We start from the raw sequence: 15,693 nt of genomic DNA, 5'->3' as shown, positions 1-15,693 counted from the left end.
GGGGCGCCCGACCGATCCGGTCCGGCGCCCCTGCCGTGCGCACCGCGTTCCTGACCGCGGCCCGGGCCGGCGACCTCACCGCGATCCTCGCGGTGCTCGCCCCCGACGTGGTCCGCCGGGGCGCCGGCGGCGGCCGTAGGCTGCATCCATGACGGGCAGACTCACCTCGGTAAATTTGGCCATCGTGACCACGGCCCCGTGGGCCGGTGACCCGAGCGGACGCAGCGGCATCGACAAGCGGCCCAACCCGGGCCGGATCCTGTTGCGCGCCGGAGGCGTGGCCGGTGACTTCGTCGGCGAGACCGCGGTCCACGGCGGGCCGGACAAGGCCGTCTACTCGTACGCCCGGGAGGACGCGGCCTGGTGGTCGCGGGAGTTGGGTCGGGAGATCCCGCCCGGCGGGTTCGGCGAGAACCTCTCCACCGAGGGGATCGACCTGACCGGTGCGGTGATCGGAGAACGGTGGCAGGTCGGTACGGCGCTGCTGGAGGTGAGCCAGCCGCGTACGCCCTGCCGCACCTTCGCCGGCTTCTGGGGCGTACGGGACCTGATCAAGCGGTTCACCGCCCGCGCCACACCCGGGGCGTACCTGCGGGTTCTCCGCGAGGGTGAGGTGGGCGCGGGCGACGAGGTGACGGTGGTGCACCGGCCGGCGCACGGCGTCACCATCGGGGAGACCTTTCGGGCCCTCAACATCACCCCGGAACTGCTGCCGCGTCTGCTCGACGTGCCGGAGCTTCCCGAGCACATCCGGGAACGGGTGATCCGTCGGACCGCCGGGGCGCCGCGATGAACGCCCGGACCGCCGGGGCGCCGCGATGAACGCCCCGGGTCACCCCTCGGCGTAGACCTCGGCGACCACGAGGGCGGAGTTCGCCTCGCCCTTCTTGAGCGCGGTCCAGGTGCCCTCGTCCGCGGTCCATTCGAGATTCTCGAAGGTGACCCGCTTGACGCCGTTGTCGCCCGCGTGCGAGACGAGCCAGTGGGCGTAACGCCAACCGGTCTGGAGGTTCGCCGCCGGCACCGCCAGCCCGGTGAGTTCGGCCGGTACGGTCGTCTGGAGCTTGCCCCAGTCCAGGTTCAGGCCGTCGACCAGGGCGGCTGCCGCGGCGGCACCCCGCACCAGCGGCTCGGCGCCCACGGTACAGGCGACCGCGCCGGTCGCGTTGCCGAGCAGTGCCCGGGTGAGCACGGCAGACTCGTCGGCCCACTTCTCGTACGCCTCCGGGAACGCCGAACGCTGCACCTTCTGGGCGGCGTCGGTGACCCGCATCGTCTCCCAGCCCTTGACCTTCTTCAGCGCGGCGTAGAACTTGTTCGCCGCGTAACGCGGGTCGCGGATCTCCTCCGGTTTGCCCCAACCCTGGCTGGGGCGCTGCTGGAACAGCCCGATCGAGTCGCGGTCGCCGCCGGCCAGGTTCTCCAACCTGGACTCCTGGAACGCCGTCGCGAGGGCGACCACGACCGCCTGTTCGGGCATCTTGCGCTTCACGCCGATCGCGGCGATGGTCGCAGCGTTCGCCATCTGCTCCGGGTTCAGGTTGACCCGACCCTCCGCCTCGACCGTGCAGCCCTGGATCGCGGTCGGCAGCGGCAGCTTCCCGACGATCTCGCGTGAGCCGAGGTAGACCCCGAAGGCGGCAACCGCCGCCAGCGCCACGCCAGCGGCCACCATCGCTCGAGTCCGCACCCGCACCCCCTGCTCGTCCGGTCGGCCTGATCCGTCCATACCGATGTCCGCCCGTTTCGGGGGCGGGGACGGCCGGTGGGACAGCGCCTAGCGTACGTGCCGACGCCGTACCTCCGACCAGCCTTGTATTCCCGGTAAACCTGTGCTCACCGATACTTCATCGGATTCACATCGATGCCTGGCGCGCGTTCACGCCGCTCATGCCCCGGGTACCCAACGAGCCGGCCGTTTCTCGCGGAACGCGGAGATTCCCTCCCGCCCCTCCTCGGAGAGGAAGTAGCCGGTCGACAGCGCGCCCAACTCGGCGAGTTCGGCCCGCAGGTCCGGGCCGACCGGGCGGCGCAGCAGCTCCTTCGTGCCGGCCAGGGCACCCGGCGCCCCCTTCACCAGCGCGGCGCAGTACGCGGCCACGGTCGGGTCCAGCTCCTGCGCCGGCACCGCCCGGTTGACCAGCCCGATCCGTTCGGCCCGGTCCCCGTCGAAGGTCTCACCGGTCAGATAGAGCTCGGCGGCGGCCCGGGGCTGCAACCGGGGCAGAACGGTCGCCGAGATCACCGCCGGGATCACCCCGATCCGTACCTCGGTGAAGGCGAAGGTGGCGTCCCGGGCGCAGACCGCCAGGTCGGCCGCGGCGATCAGACCCAGGCCGCCCGCGCGCGCCGGGCCGGCGACCCGCGCGACGACCGGCTTCGGGCACTCCCGTACGGCGGCGAGCACGTCACCGAGCCGGCCGGCGGGTACGGAGCCGGTCGCGTACGCCTCCGCGGTCTCCTTCAGGTCGGCGCCGGAGCAGAAGACCGGCCCGGTGTGGCTCAGCACCACCGCCCGTACCGTGTCGTCCGTCACAGCCTCGGCGAGCGCGGCGAGGAGCTGGGTCATCAGCGGGGTGGAGAGCGCGTTGCGGTTGTGCGGGCTGTCCAGGGTGAGCGTGGTCACCCCGGACGCCGTCGACACCCGGACGAGCGTGTCAGGGGCGGAGGTCATGCCGGCACACTAGTCGCATGCCCGGCATCCTTCCCGAAGGCGAACCCGTCCCGGCCGACGGTTCGCTGCCCCGTTCCGCCCTGACCGCCGTCGGCGCCCGGGGCTTCGGGGTGTACGCGCACGTGCCGTTCTGCGCCAGTCGGTGCGGTTACTGCGACTTCAACACGTACACCGCGACGGAACTCGGGGGCGGGGGCGCCCGGGACGAGTACGCCGACCAGGTGCTGGCCGAGTTGGCGCTGGCCGGACGGGTGCTCGGCGACGCCCCGCCGGGCCGGGTGGACACCGTCTTTGTCGGCGGTGGCACCCCGACCCTGCTGCCCGCCGACGACCTGGCCCGGATCCTGGACGGGATCGACCGCACCTGGGGGCTGGCCGCCGACGCGGAGATCACCACCGAGGCGAACCCGGAGTCGGTGACGCCGGATTCGCTCAAGGCGCTGCGCGCCGCCGGATACACCCGGATCTCGCTGGGGATGCAGTCCGCCGCGCCCGGGGTGCTCGCCCTGCTCGACCGTCGGCACACCCCCGGACGGGCGGTCCAGGCGGCGCTGGAGGCCCGTGACGCCGGGTTCGACCACGTGAACCTGGACCTGATCTACGGCACGCCGGGGGAGAGCGCCGAGGACTTCGCCGCCTCGCTCGACGCGGTGACGCAGGCGGGCGTCGACCACGTCAGCGCGTACGCCCTGATCGTCGAGGACGGCACCCGGCTGGCCGCGCGGATGCGGCGCGGGGAGCTGCCGTACCCGAGCGACGACGTGGCGGCGGACCGCTACCTGGCCGCCGAGCAGGCCCTCGGCGCGGCCGGTTTCTCCTGGTACGAGGTCTCCAACTGGGCCCGCACGCCGGACGCCGCGTGCCGGCACAACCTGCTGTACTGGACCGGCGGCGACTGGTGGGGCCTCGGGCCGGGGGCGCACAGCCACGTCGGCGGCGTGCGCTGGTGGAACGTCAAACACCCCACCGCGTACGCGGCCCGGCTGGCCGCCGGTGAGTCCCCGGGACACGCCCGGGAGCTGCTCAGCGGCGACGACCAGCACGTGGAGGACGTGATGCTGCGGCTGCGGCTGGCGTCCGGCCTGCCGCTGGCCGGGCTGGACGGGGTGGGTCGGGCCGGCGCCGAGCGGGCGCTCACCGACGGCCTGCTCAGCCGCCCGGAGTACGAGTCCGGCCGGGCGGTGCTGACCCTGCGCGGCCGGCTGCTCGCCGACGCGGTGGTCCGGGACCTGCTGCCGTAGCCGGTGCCGGAGTCCGTGCCGCAGCCGGTTCCGGTGCCGGAGTCCGTGCCGGTGCCGGAACGGGGCCGGGACGTTACCCGGCCCCGTTCCGAAGGCCGACCGCTACTTGATCCAACTCGGCGACATCGGGTACTTGTAGTACTCGCCGTTGACCGCCTTGGCCCCGGCGATGATCCCGAAGATGGTGCCGAGGGCCCACGCGGCGATCACGCCGACGATCCCGATCCCGATGCAGAGCAGGATGTAACCCGCCACACCGATGATCGACCAGAGTAGCTGGAAGTTCAGCGCGGCGGTGGAGTGCGCCCGTACGGTCGGCGAGGTGTTCCCCTTGACCAGGTACGCGACCAGCGGGGCGATCCAGCCCGCCACGCCGCCGCTGACAAAGGCGCCGGCCGCGCCGCCGAAGTGGGCGACCATGGCCCAGGTCTTCTCCTCGCCGTTGGCGAAGCCGCCCGGGGCCCCGCCGCCGTAGTAGGCACCGGGCGGGGGGTAGCCCCCGGGCGGGGGGTAACCACCCGGCGGGGGGTAGCCGCCGGCCGGCGGGTAGCCGCCCTCGGCCGGAGGCGGGTAGGCGCCCGGGGGTGGATAGGCGCCGGGGGGCGGGTAGCCGCCACCGGAGGTGGGCGGGGACGCCTGGTACGGCGGTGGCGGGCCGTAGCCCGGAGGCGGACTCTCGCCGGGGCTCGAGTACGAGCCGGGGGAGGTGAACGGCGTGGTCGGTGGTTCCGGCGGGTTGCCGCCGGGGCCGTTGTCCCCGGGCGGGCGAGGCGGTTCAGTCATGTGGGTCACGGTAGGGGCACCGATCAAGTGACGCCACTTATCACCAGTGACTTTCTCTGGACAATTGACGACTGAAGCTGTTATGCCGACAGCGGGTCGGCTACCGTCCAGCAATTACCCCAAGATCTCCGGCCGGGGCGCACGGTTGATCATCGCGATCGGCCGGGCCCACGTCGTAGACTGGCACTCGTTACAGTCGAGTGCCAGACTGGTGGGCCGGGTGCTCGCTCCGACCCGGTCGCAGGGAGGTGAGAATGGGTCTCGACGACCGCAAGCTCGACGTGTTGCGCGCGATCGTGGAGGACTACGTCTCCACCCAGGAGCCGGTCGGCAGCAAAGCCCTGGTCGAACGGCACCAGCTCGGCGTCTCGCCGGCCACCGTCCGCAACGACATGGCCGTGCTCGAGGAGGAGGGCTACATCCGGCAGCCGCACACCAGTGCGGGCCGGGTGCCCACCGACCGTGGCTACCGTCTCTTCGTCGACCGGCTGTCCCGGGTCAAGCCGCTCACCCCGGCCGAGCGCCGGGCGATCGAGCGCTTCCTGGTCGGTGCCGTCGACCTCGACGACGTGGTGCACCGTACGGTCCGGCTGCTCGCCCAGCTCACCCGGCAGGTCGCGGTGGTGCAGTACCCGAGCCTGGCCCGCTCCTCCGTGCGTCACCTCGAACTGGTGCCGATCTCCACCACCCGGCTCATGTTCGTCATGATCGCCGACACCGGACGGGTCGAACAGCGCCTGGTCGAGATGCCCGCGCCGCTGCTCGCCGACGACGTCACCGACCTGCGCCGGATGGTCAACGAGAAGCTCGTCGGCTGCCGCCTCTCCGACACCCCGCCGCTGGTCCAGGCGCTGGTCGACGAGATCGCGCCCGAACTGCGCCCGGCCATGGCGACGCTCGCGTCGGTGCTGCTGGAGACCCTCGTCGAACGGCACGAGGAGCGGATCGCGCTGGCCGGCACCGCCAACCTGACCAGGGGCGGGCTGCTCGACTTCCAGGGTTCGCTGCGTCCGATCCTGGAGGCGCTGGAGGAGGAGGTCATCCTGCTCAAGCTCTTCGGTGAGGTCGAACCCAGTACGCTGCGGATTCGGATCGGCGACGAGAACGAGATCGACAATCTGCGGGCCGCCTCGGTCGTGAGCACCGGGTACGGCACCGGCAACACCATCCTCGGCGGGCTCGGCGTGCTCGGTCCGACGCGGATGGACTACCCCGGCACCATCGCGACCGTACGCGCCGTGGCCAGGTACGTGGGCGACCTGCTGGCGCAGAACTGATGGCACCGGGGCAGCGGGAGGCACCGGAGCGTTACCGAAGACGCCGGGCTGGCGGGAGCACGGCGCGGACCTGATCGACAAGCTGACCTGACGACCGGCGGACGGTACGACTGACATGGGGACACGGAACACAGTGGCCAAGGACTACTACGGGATTCTCGGCGTCAACCGAGAGGCCTCCGACGACGAGATCAAGCGCGCCTACCGCAAGCTGGCGCGGCAGTTCCACCCGGACGTCAACCCGGACCCGGAGGCGCACGAGAAGTTCAAGGACATCAACGCCGCCTACGAGGTCCTCTCCGACACGCAGAAGCGACAGATCGTCGACCTCGGCGGGGACCCGCTGGCGCCCGGCGGTGGCGGCGGTGCCGGACCCGGTGGCGCCGGCCCGTTCGTCGGCTTCCAGGACATCATGGACGCCTTCTTCGGCGCCGCCGGTGCGAGCCGGGGACCGCGCCCGCGTACCCGGCCGGGCGCCGACGCCATCCTCCGTCTCGAACTCGACCTGAACGAGACCGCCTTCGGGGTGGAGGCGCCGATCACCGTCGACACCGCCGTGCTCTGCACCACCTGCGCCGGGGCGGGCACCGCCGCCGGCACCCACCTCGCCACCTGCGAGGCCTGTGGCGGGCGGGGCGAGGTGCAGTCGGTTCAGCGCACCTTCCTCGGCCAGGTGGTCTCCTCCCGGCCGTGCACGGTCTGCCAGGGGTACGGCACCGTCATCCCGCACCCCTGCCCCACCTGCGCCGGGGACGGCCGGGTTCGTACCCGCCGCTCGCTCACCGTCAAGATCCCGGCCGGGGTCGAGGACGGCATGCGGATCCGCCTGGCCCAGCAGGGCGAGGTCGGCCCGGGCGGTGGCACCGCCGGTGACCTCTACGTCGAGATCTCCGAGCGGACCCACGACGTCTACTCCCGCAAGGGCGACGACCTGCACTGCCGGGTCACCGTCCCGATGACCGCCGCCGCCCTCGGCACCCGGCTCACCATCAAGACTCTCGACAGCGACGAGCCGGTCGACGTCAAGGCCGGCACCCAGCCGGGCAGTACCATCCGGCTGCGCGCCCGGGGCGTACCGCACCTGCGCGGGACCGGCCGGGGCGACCTCTTCGTCCACCTGGACGTACGGACCCCGACCAAGCTCGACGCCGACCAGGAGCGGATGCTGCGCGACTTCGCCAAGACCCGGGGCGAGGAGGTCGCCGAGCTGAGCAAGCAGGGCGGCTTCTTCTCCCGCATGCGCGACGCCTTCAACGGCCACTAGCCCACCCCCCACCCCCTCCTCCCCCCCCGTTTCGTCGATCTAGGGTGGATCGTCGTTGGTGGATCTCCGTGGGCGTGGATATGCCCTAGATCGCGGGGCGGGGGAGCGGGGGGCGGGGAGGGTGGGGTTAGGGGGTTAGCGTGGTGGCGGCTTTGGCGGTTTTGGAGTTGCCCTTTGCGACGGCGGTGAGCCAGGTGCGCAGGGGTGGGTCGGTGACCGGGATGTTGGCCCGCAGGTGTTCGTCGCGGAGCAGCTCGACCAGCCCGTGCAGGCCACGGGTGGACCGGTCCAGTCCGGGCAGCAAGGCCGTGAGCAGGGCCAGGACCTGGTCGCCGTGCCCGGCCGTGGCAAGCTCGGTCAGCGCGGCGGTCCAGCGGTTCACCGGTACGGCCGGCGCGACCTGGAGCATCGCGGCGGCCAGTTCGACCACTCCGACCCGGTGCGGGAGCAGAACGGCGGCGGCGTCGACGGCGGCGGTCCGTTCGGCCACGGAGGCCGAGGCGAATCCGGTGGCGAGCAGGTGGCGGCCGAGCGTGCCGGGGGCGGCGGGGGAAGTGGCGAGCAGTTCCAGCGCCGCCGTCGCGTCCGGTTCGGCGATGTCGTGCACGGCGTTCCAGAGCGCGTCGAGCCCGAGCGCGAGCACCGGGTCGATGTTGCCCGGCCAGACCAGGCTGGCCCAGCCCCACCGGGGGGCGGGCTCCACCGGCGGCCCGTCGTACGTCCAGGGCCTGACGTGCAGTTGGGCCAGCGACACCGTCGGCCGGGTCGGGTCGTCGGCCCGTGCCGGGGCCGGAGCGTCGCTGTTGGGCTTCACTTCGAGGGTCCAGAAGCGGCTGGGTTGGCCGCCGCGCCGGGGTTGGATCACCTCGACCTCCCAACGGGGGACCTGACCGGCACCGCCGACGTCGAGCGGGGGCTCGTCGGCGCCGGTGGGCAGCGCGCGCAGCCACGGGTCGTCGTCGTACGGGGCACGGGCGCGGGCCGCCGCGATCCAGAGCGGGTGGTCGTCGGTGACCGGCTGGGCCGGCGGTGGACCGCCGAGCGCGTACGTCAGCGGACCGCGGAGCCGTTCCGGAAGCGCGATGGTGCCGGTGGTGATCCCGGTCAGCGGTGCGGTCCGGTCGGCGGTCGGTGGACCGAGCCGCAGCAGCGCGGCGACGGTGTCGAGCGGCAGCACCTCGTGGGGCACGACACCCGGCGGTGGCGTCCCGGTGGGTGCCGTGCTCAGCCGGTGGACCAGGACGCTCGGCTCGACCCAGCCGCCGTGGTGGGTCGGCTCGGCCAGGAGTTGGCGGCGCTCGCCGGCCCGCAGCAGGTGGATGACCTCGTCGAACCGGCCGGCGATGACGGAGTCGTGGTGTTTGGGACGCCGGTGGCCGACCGGTCGCTCGCCCGCGCAGGCCAGGACCAGGGTGCTGACACTGAGGGTGTTGCCGTGGAACAGGCCGTTGACGGCGTCGCGGTGGAGCCGGTGGGCCCGTTTGCTCAGCGGGGCGTAGACCGCCGGATCGGCACCGAGGCGGGCCGCCGCACCGAGGCATCGTTCGCCCAGTTCGGCGTCGTCGGGATGGGCCAGCAGGACGGCGAGCGCCTCGGCCAGTTCCGCCGGCTCCGTGATCGGTTCGACGGGCATCGGTTCGATGGAGGCCGGCTCGGCGGGTACGGCTACGGCGGGTGCGGGACGAGGGTGGGCCGGACCCGCCGTGGTGCTGCCCGGCGTGGGGCCGCCGGTCTGGCTCAGCCACTGCCGGGCGGTGGCGGCCGGGCTCGGGGCGAGTTGGTCGAGTCGACGTTCGACCTCGGCGCGGGCGGCCGGATCGCCGTGGCGGCGCAGTTCGGCCAGGGCGGCGGACTGTACGTCGGCGTGCGGGTGCCGCAGGGCGGCGGCGAGCGTACCGAGCCCGGCGGTGGTGTCGCGTCGCATGATCCGGCCGGCGAGCCGTACCGCCCTGGTCGCGGTGGTGCGGGCCGGCACGTGGACGGCGGCGGCCAGCCCGGCGGCGGCGAGCGTGGCGTCGAGCCGGGACGCGTTCTCCAGCGTGGTGAGCGCGCCGAGCGCCAGCGTGACGGTGGGGCCGAGTGGGCTGCGCAGCAGTCCGGCGTACGCGGCCTGCCGGGTGGCGATCTCGTCGACGGTGGGGTGCAGCGCGTCGTGGAGGCGGCTGAACCAGCCGGCCCGGTACTGCGGAAAGCCGGCGGCGAGGGCGGCGAGGGTACGGTCGAGCACCCGTTGCCGGTCGATCGTGCCGTCGGCGGCGAGCTCCAGCACCGCCTCCTGCCAGGACTGGGTCTCGGCTCCCTGGAACCGGTCGACGTTGGTCAGGCTCACCTCCCGGTTCCCCTCGACCTCGAAGATCCGCCAGAACGCCCGGTCGAGCAGCTCCGGATCCGCCCGGAGCAGGTTGGCCTTACTCTGGCGGCCCTGGAACCGCCCGGTGAGTCCGCTGATCATCGCGAGTACGTAGGTGTCGTCGACGGTCAGCGTCACGGTGCCGGCGCGCTGGTGGTCGCGGATCAGCTCGAACTCGGCCACCCCGGCCATGGTCTCCGCCATCCAGCGCAGTTGCGCGCGGGCGAGCGCGTCGAGGAACCGCTGTCCCCGGCTGACCACGATCCGCCATTCGGCGTCGAAGGTGGAGTTTCCCTCCCGGTGTGGCCAGTGCTGGTCGGCGGCGGGTTCGGTGGCCAGCAGGATCAGGCCCAGCCTGGTGGCGGCCGACGGGCTGTAGCGACCTCCGGTGTCCCCGTACATGTGGGCGTCGTTGGCGTTTCGGGCGCGGCGGGCCGACCGCCGCAGTGTCTCCCGTTCCTCGGCGGTGAGGGCGCAGAGCCGGTCGACGAGCGCGGACTGCGGCAGGGAGAGCAGTTCGGCGAGCGGGGTGGGCGGCGGCATCGGGTGACGGTAGCCGACCCGATCCAGCCGGTTCGGCGACCGACTAGCCTGTTGCTCGTGTCCGTGCCGTTGTTCCTGGTCGAAGCCCTGCCCACGGGTGACGTGTTCACCCTCGACGGGCCGGAGGGCCACCACGCCGCCACCGTGCAGCGGCTGCGGGTGGGTGAGGAACTGCTGCTCGCCGACGGGCGGGGCGGCACGGCGACGGCGGTGGTCACCGCCGTTGGCCGGGGCACGCTCGAGTTGCGGATAGCGAGCCTCGAGTACGACGACGCGTCGGATCCGCGCCTGGTCGTGGTCCAGGGGATCGCCAAGGGCGACCGGGGCGAGTTGGCCGTACAGGCGATGACCGAGGTCGGGGTGGACGAGATCGTGCCCTGGTCGGCGGCCCGCTCGGTGGTGCAGTGGCGGGGCGAGCGGGGCGGTCGGGCCCGGGAGAAGTGGGTGGCGACCGCCCGGGAGGCGGCCAAGCAGGCCCGCCGACCGTGGCTGCCGGTGGTGGCCGGGGCGCCGGACGAGTCCACGGCGCGGGTGGCGAAGCGGATCTCCGGGGCGGCGGCCGGGTTCGTGCTGCACGAGGAGGCGACCGTCGGGCTCTCCACCGTGGAGCTTCCGCTGGACGGTGAGATCGTGCTGGTGGTGGGGCCGGAGGGCGGCATCACCCCGGACGAGGTGACGACGTTCGAGGCCGCCGGGGCGCGGGCGGTACGGCTCGGCCCGGCGGTGCTGCGTACGTCGACCGCCGGGGTGGCGGCGCTGGCAGTCCTCTCCGCCCGCCTCCACCGCTGGTAGCAGCAGGGTAAGGAAGGGCCCCTTGTTATCGCTTTTGGTGGTACTAGGGGCCCTTCCTAACCTACGCCTCGGTGGGCACGTCGAACGAGGCGGTCAGGCGTACGTCGGCGACGCCCCGGGCCGCCTCGACCGTGTAGCGACCGGGCACGGTACGCCACCGACCGGCCCAGATCCGGGTCGCCGAGGCGGCCAGCGGGACCCGTACGGTGACCGTCTCGCCGGGGGCGGCGGTGACCGTGCCGAAGCCGGCGAGCTGGCGGGTCGGCCGGTCCGGGTCGGGATCGGTCGGTCCGACGTAGAGCTGCACCACCTCGCGGCCCGGACGGCTGCCGCTGTTGCGTACGGTCACCACCGCCACCGGGGCGCCGGCCGCCTCCGCCGGCTCGACCCGCAGCGACTCGTACTCCCAGGTGGTGTAGCCGAGGCCGTGCCCGAACGGGAAGAGCGGAGCCTCGCGCCAGCCCCGGTAGCCGATGAACACCCCCTCGTCGTAGCGGAGCGTGCCGTCGGTCGGGGTGGTGTCGAGCACGGGCGCGTCCTGCGCGCGGCGGGGCCAGGTGGTGGGCAGCCGTCCGCCGGGCTCGGCCAGACCGAGCAGGACGTCGGCCAGCGCGGTGCCGGCCTCCTGACCGGGGAACCAGGTGAGCAGGATCGCCGACACCCGGTCGGCCCAGGGCATCAGCACCGGCGAGCCGGAGTTGACCACGACGACCGTACGCGGATTGGCCGCCACGACCCGGGCCACCAGTTCGTCCTGCCGGCCGGGTAGGGCCAGGGTGGTTCGGTCGAAGCCCTCGGACTCGACCTCCTCGGTGGTCCCGACGACCACGACCGCCACGTCCGCGTCGGCGGCGGCGCGGGCCGCCGCGTCGAGCAGCGCGTCCGGTCCGGCGGTCGGTTCGGCGTGGCCGAGGCCGAAGCCGACGTAACCCGCCATTCCGTCGGGGACCCGCTGGGTGAGCACCACCTCGACCGGCTCGCCCGCGCGCAGCGTCATCGGAAAGCGTCGCTCGGTCGGGGAGAGGAACGCGACCGTGAAATCCTGGTCCTCGTCGAAGACCGGGCCCTCGAAGATCTCGGTGCCGTCGACGGTCAGGCTGAACATGCCGAAGCCGTTGATCGCGAGCTGGTGCTCGCCGCCGAGGCGCGGGGTGCAACGGGCGGTCAGCTCGACCGTGGCGAGCACGGCCGGGTCGATGCCGGCGGGCAGGTCGCCCATCCAGCGGACCGTGGCGGCGCCGAGTTCGGCCCGGTAGAGCGCCTCCCCGTCGGCGTCGCGCAGAACCGCAGTGATCGGGGACCACTCTCCGCCGGTGGCCGCCGCGAGCTTGGGCCGGGGGTCGGCGCCGATCACGTACGTGACCTCGGTGTCGGGCAGCGCGGCGGTCAGCCCGTCGAGCGGGGAGACCACCCGGGCCGGGTTCACCTGGGCGCTGCCGCCACCCTGGATCCGGGCGTCGGCGGCGAGCGCGCCGCAGACCACCACCCGGCGCAGTGCGGACCGGTCCAGCGGCAGCAGGTCGTCGGCGTTGCGGGCGAGCACGAACGAGCGGGCCGCGACCTCGCGCGCCACCTCCGGTCCGTGCAGCGGCGCCGGCCGGTCGGCGGGCAGGACCGCCGGGGGTACGCCGTCCAGCAGTCCCACCCGGGCGGCGAGTCGCAGCACCCGGCGTACCTTGTCGTCGACCAGCTCCTCGGCGACCCGGCCGGCGCGTACGGCGGCGACCAGCTCGGGTCCCCACGGGTCACCGTGGGCGGGCATGACCACGTCGAGCCCGCCGTTGGCGGTGCCGACCACGGACCGGGCGGCGGTCCAGTCCGAGACGATCATCCCGTCGAAGCCCCAGCCCCGCTTGAGCAGGCCGTGTTGCAGCTCGACGTGTTCGGTCATGGTGGAGCCGTTGACCCCGTTGTACGCGGCCATCACGCCCCAGGCACCGGCGGCGACGATCCGCTCGAACGGGGCCAGGTACAACTCGTGCAGGCTCCGCTCGTCGACCCGTACGTCGACCGTGAAACGGTCGGTCTCGGAGTCGTTCGCGACGAAGTGCTTGACCGTGGTGCCGACGCCCTGCTCCTGCACCCCGGTCACGTAACCCGCGCCGATCTCGCCGGTGAGCAGCGGATCCTCCGAGTAGCACTCGAAGTGCCGGCCGCCGAGCGGGCTGCGGTGCAGGTTGACCGTGGGCGCCAGCAGCACGTGTACGCCCTTGCGCCGCGCCTCCTGTCCGAGCAGCCGACCGGCGGTCCGGGCCAGTTCCGGGTCCCAGGTGGCGGCGAGCGCGGTCGGGCTCGGCAGGGCCACCGACGGGTCGTCCGGCCGCCAGCCGATGCCGCGTACGCCGATCGGCCCGTCGGACATCACCAGCGAGGCCAGCCCGATCTGCGGCAGCGCCGGCAGGGTCCACCAGTTCTGGCCGGACAGGAGGCGCACCTTGCTCTCCAGGTCGAGCGCGGCCAACGCCCGCTCGACCGCCGCCTCGGTCGCTGATGTTGTCGCCGCCACCGTCATCGCGCCGCCCCTCAGGTCGATCCCGCTCGATCAGGTCGATCCCGCTCGATCCTGCGGCGGCGCTCGTGGCGAGTCAATGACTCGTCGAGGTCGTACATGGAAAAACATGTACTCACATGCTTTTCCATGTACGACCTCATCAAGTTACGGCCCCCGGACGGGTCAGCTTCGCAGGTATGAGGCGCCGTTGAGGTCGACGATGGTGCCGGAGGCCCACTCCGCCTCGGGCGAGGCGAGCCAGTGCACGGCGGCGGCGATCTCCTCCGGTCGGGCCACCCGGTGGAACGGGCTCTGCGCCCGCATCGCCTCGTCCCGGGGCATCTTGATGTGCTCGTTGGTCAGGTCCGGTTCGACAAAGCCGGGCGCGACGGTGGCGACCGCGATGCCGTACGGGGCGAGTGCCACCGCCAGCGACTGGCCCAGCGAGTTCAGCCCCGCCTTGCTGGCGCCGTACGCGGGTTGGGTCGGCTCGCCCCGGAACGCGCCCCGGGAGGAGACGTTGACGATCCGCCCGCCCGGCCGGGCACGCAGGTGCCGTACGGCGCACCAGGTGACGTTGGCGGGGCCGACCAGGTTCACGTCGACGGTCTGGCGCCAGACCCGCTGCCACTGCTCGTAGCCGGTCTCGGTGATCGAGTGCGGGGTGGCCCGGCCCGCGTTGTTGACCAGCACGTCGAGCCCACCGAGCCGTTCGGCCGCCTCGTCCACCATCCGGCGTACGGCCTCGGGGTCGCCGAGGTCGGCCTGGACCACCACGTGGCCGTCGCCGGGCAGCCCGGCGACGAGCTGTTCGGCCAGCTCGGCGGACTCCCGGTGGTGCACCGCCACCCGGTCCCCGCCCGCCGCGAACGCGGTCGCCACCGCCCGGCCGACCCCTCGGGATGCCCCGGTCACCAACACCGCTCGTCCTGTCACGCGCATCATCATCCACCCGGGGCATAGCATTCCGGGGTGGAGACTGACTGCTTGTTCTGCCGGATCGTGGCCGGCGAGATCCCGGCGACGGTGGTCCGGGAGACCGAGACGACGCTCGCCTTCCGCGACATCTCACCGAAGGCGCCGACGCACATCCTGGTGATCCCGAAGGAGCACTTCGCGGACGTGGCCACGCTCGCGCAGGCCGACCCGGCGACGGCGGGCGCGCTGCTGGAGACGGCCGCGACGGTGGCCGAGCACGAGGGGCTGACCGTGGACGGCTTCCGGCTGATCTTCAACACCGGACCGTGGGGTGGGCAGGAGGTCTTCCACGCGCACGCGCACCTGCTCGGCGGCGCCCCGCTCGGCCCGATGCTCGCCCGCTGACCTGACCACTGACCCGTCCGCCGGGACGCGGCGTCAGGAGACGAACTCGACGACCGCGCGGTAGAACTCCTCGGGCTGCTCGACGTGACCGAAGTGCCCGCTCCGCTCCAGCGTGACGAGGCGGACGCCGGGGATGCCCGCGTGCAGCACGGCGGCCCAGCGGGTGCCGCAGATGAAGTCGTGTGCGCCGACGACGACCAGCGCCGGTACGCTCAGCGACCCGAGCCGGTCGCGCAGGTCGAACGGGGTCGGCTCCTCACCGAGTTGCGGTGCCAGGAAGCCACGTACGGCGGCGCGCAGCGGTCCGAACTCGTCCTCGCGACCCCAGTAGTCGGCGAAGTAGATCGGCAGGATGCGCCGGAGCTTCCCGGTGACCCAGTTGTCGTCCGGCTCGGCCGGCGTCTCCTGGAACGCGGTGGCCACGTCGGCCGCCTCCGGGCGGTCGGGGTGCCGCCGGACGAAACCCTCCACGTTTGCCATCGCGTCGGCCCAGAACTCGGGTCCGGTGACCGGCGTGGTGTCGTACAGGACCAGGCCGGCGACCCGGTCCGGGTGGTCGAGCGCGTAGCGCTGGATCACGAAGCCGCCGTGCGAGTGCCCGACCAGGAACACCTTCGCCTGCGCGAGGTGTTCGACCACCGCGTGCAGGAACCGTACCCAGGTGTCCAGCCGGTAGTCGCGCGGATCGGCGAGCCGGCCGGAGGCCCCGGTCCCGATCGGCTCCAGGTAGACCATGGTCAGGTGTTTCTCGAGGGCCGGCATGCGCAGGTAGGACCACTCGACCCCGGGGCCGCCGGAGTGCGCGACGCAGACCGGTCCGGTGCCGTGGACGTGGAAGACCTGCCGTACGCCGTCGAGCTCGATGGTGTGGGTGCCGGTGGTGAGGGTGGCGGAACTCATCGGGTTGTCTCTCCTGGAACCGTGGCCTGACGAGGCGAGCCTGAGCTGACGCCTA

General features: G+C 73.0%; 13 protein-coding genes. 6 read left to right on the top strand and 7 right to left on the bottom strand.

All coding sequences use genetic code 11. The annotated features are described in order from the left end of the window. Positions 1-148 precede the first annotated feature (148 nt). A complete protein-coding gene (locus ACI2K4_RS27005) occupies positions 149-793 on the top strand; it encodes an MOSC domain-containing protein (protein WP_404515311.1) in 645 nt (214 codons plus the stop codon). Between the two features lie 39 nt (positions 794-832). On the opposite strand, the gene ACI2K4_RS27000 is transcribed toward ACI2K4_RS27005, so the two are convergent. Then, positions 833-1,696 carry a hypothetical protein gene (locus ACI2K4_RS27000; RefSeq protein WP_404515399.1) on the bottom strand — a complete coding sequence of 288 codons (864 nt, stop codon included), beginning with the start codon at positions 1,694-1,696 and terminating at the stop codon, positions 833-835. A 192-nt stretch (positions 1,697-1,888) separates the two neighbouring features. Continuing rightward, entirely contained in the window at positions 1,889-2,674 is a 786-nt protein-coding gene (locus ACI2K4_RS26995; protein WP_404515309.1) for an enoyl-CoA hydratase-related protein, read from the bottom strand. Positions 2,675-2,691: 17 nt separating this feature from the next. Here ACI2K4_RS26995 and hemW point away from each other — a divergent pair, with 17 nt between their 5' ends. Then, a complete protein-coding gene (gene hemW, locus ACI2K4_RS26990; RefSeq protein WP_404515307.1) occupies positions 2,692-3,915 on the top strand; it encodes a radical SAM family heme chaperone HemW in 1,224 nt (407 codons plus the stop codon). Between the two features lie 102 nt (positions 3,916-4,017). Here the strand turns inward: hemW and ACI2K4_RS26985 are convergent, their stop codons facing one another. Continuing rightward, on the bottom strand, positions 4,018-4,698 hold the full coding sequence (locus ACI2K4_RS26985; RefSeq protein ID WP_404515305.1) for a DUF4870 domain-containing protein: 681 nt from the start codon (positions 4,696-4,698) through the stop codon (positions 4,018-4,020). 254 nt (positions 4,699-4,952) lie between these two features. Here ACI2K4_RS26985 and hrcA point away from each other — a divergent pair, with 254 nt between their 5' ends. Together hrcA and dnaJ are read left to right on the top strand one after the other, a co-directional pair. Beyond that, entirely contained in the window at positions 4,953-5,975 is a 1,023-nt protein-coding gene (gene hrcA / locus ACI2K4_RS26980) for a heat-inducible transcriptional repressor HrcA (RefSeq protein WP_404515303.1), read from the top strand. Positions 5,976-6,108: 133 nt separating this feature from the next. Continuing rightward, positions 6,109-7,239 (top strand): molecular chaperone DnaJ, encoded by a 1,131-nt coding sequence (dnaJ, locus tag ACI2K4_RS26975; protein ID WP_404515398.1) that lies wholly within the window; start codon positions 6,109-6,111, stop codon positions 7,237-7,239. A gap of 127 nt (positions 7,240-7,366) precedes the next feature. Here the strand turns inward: dnaJ and ACI2K4_RS26970 are convergent, their stop codons facing one another. Further along, positions 7,367-10,132 carry a DUF6493 family protein gene (locus tag ACI2K4_RS26970; protein WP_404515301.1) on the bottom strand — a complete coding sequence of 922 codons (2,766 nt, stop codon included), beginning with the start codon at positions 10,130-10,132 and terminating at the stop codon, positions 7,367-7,369. Positions 10,133-10,189: 57 nt separating this feature from the next. Between ACI2K4_RS26970 and ACI2K4_RS26965 the strand changes: the two genes are divergently transcribed. Beyond that, a complete protein-coding gene (locus ACI2K4_RS26965; protein WP_404515299.1) occupies positions 10,190-10,924 on the top strand; it encodes a 16S rRNA (uracil(1498)-N(3))-methyltransferase in 735 nt (244 codons plus the stop codon). Positions 10,925-10,985: 61 nt separating this feature from the next. Here ACI2K4_RS26965 and ACI2K4_RS26960 read toward each other — a convergent pair whose 3' ends face one another. Further along, the gene (locus tag ACI2K4_RS26960; protein WP_404515297.1) at positions 10,986-13,436 is read right to left on the bottom strand and encodes a beta-glucosidase; all 2,451 of its coding nucleotides are present in this window, start codon (positions 13,434-13,436) and stop codon (positions 10,986-10,988) included. 162 nt (positions 13,437-13,598) lie between these two features. Continuing rightward, positions 13,599-14,351 carry an SDR family NAD(P)-dependent oxidoreductase gene (locus ACI2K4_RS26955; protein WP_404515295.1) on the bottom strand — a complete coding sequence of 251 codons (753 nt, stop codon included), beginning with the start codon at positions 14,349-14,351 and terminating at the stop codon, positions 13,599-13,601. 36 nt (positions 14,352-14,387) lie between these two features. Between ACI2K4_RS26955 and ACI2K4_RS26950 the strand changes: the two genes are divergently transcribed. After that, a complete protein-coding gene (locus ACI2K4_RS26950) occupies positions 14,388-14,738 on the top strand; it encodes a histidine triad nucleotide-binding protein (RefSeq protein WP_404515293.1) in 351 nt (116 codons plus the stop codon). 33 nt (positions 14,739-14,771) lie between these two features. On the opposite strand, the gene ACI2K4_RS26945 is transcribed toward ACI2K4_RS26950, so the two are convergent. Then, positions 14,772-15,638: an alpha/beta fold hydrolase gene (locus ACI2K4_RS26945; RefSeq protein ID WP_404515291.1), complete on the bottom strand. Its 867-nt coding sequence runs from the start codon at positions 15,636-15,638 to the stop codon at positions 14,772-14,774. Between the last annotated feature and the right edge of the window lie 55 nt (positions 15,639-15,693).

The sequence above is a fragment of the Micromonospora sp. NPDC050397 genome (assembly GCF_044901685.1).
Classification (GTDB): Bacteria; Actinomycetota; Actinomycetes; order Mycobacteriales; family Micromonosporaceae; genus Micromonospora_G.
The sequence above is the reverse complement of the archived record's forward strand: the minus strand, read 5'-3'. Positions and strand labels throughout refer to the sequence as shown.

Excerpts from the sequence above, each read along its gene's own strand:
- hrcA (WP_404515303.1), top strand. The coding sequence starts at position 4,953 with ATGGGTCTCGACGACCGCAAGCTCGACGTGTTGCGCGCGATCGTGGAG.
- ACI2K4_RS26995 (WP_404515309.1), bottom strand. The coding sequence starts at position 2,674 with ATGACCTCCGCCCCTGACACGCTCGTCCGGGTGTCGACGGCGTCCGGG.
- ACI2K4_RS26985 (WP_404515305.1), bottom strand. The coding sequence starts at position 4,698 with ATGACTGAACCGCCTCGCCCGCCCGGGGACAACGGCCCCGGCGGCAAC.
- ACI2K4_RS27005 (WP_404515311.1), top strand. The coding sequence starts at position 149 with ATGACGGGCAGACTCACCTCGGTAAATTTGGCCATCGTGACCACGGCC.
- ACI2K4_RS26945 (WP_404515291.1), bottom strand. The coding sequence starts at position 15,638 with ATGAGTTCCGCCACCCTCACCACCGGCACCCACACCATCGAGCTCGAC.
- ACI2K4_RS26960 (WP_404515297.1), bottom strand. The coding sequence starts at position 13,436 with ATGACGGTGGCGGCGACAACATCAGCGACCGAGGCGGCGGTCGAGCGG.
- hemW (WP_404515307.1), top strand. The coding sequence starts at position 2,692 with ATGCCCGGCATCCTTCCCGAAGGCGAACCCGTCCCGGCCGACGGTTCG.
- ACI2K4_RS26970 (WP_404515301.1), bottom strand. The coding sequence starts at position 10,132 with ATGCCGCCGCCCACCCCGCTCGCCGAACTGCTCTCCCTGCCGCAGTCC.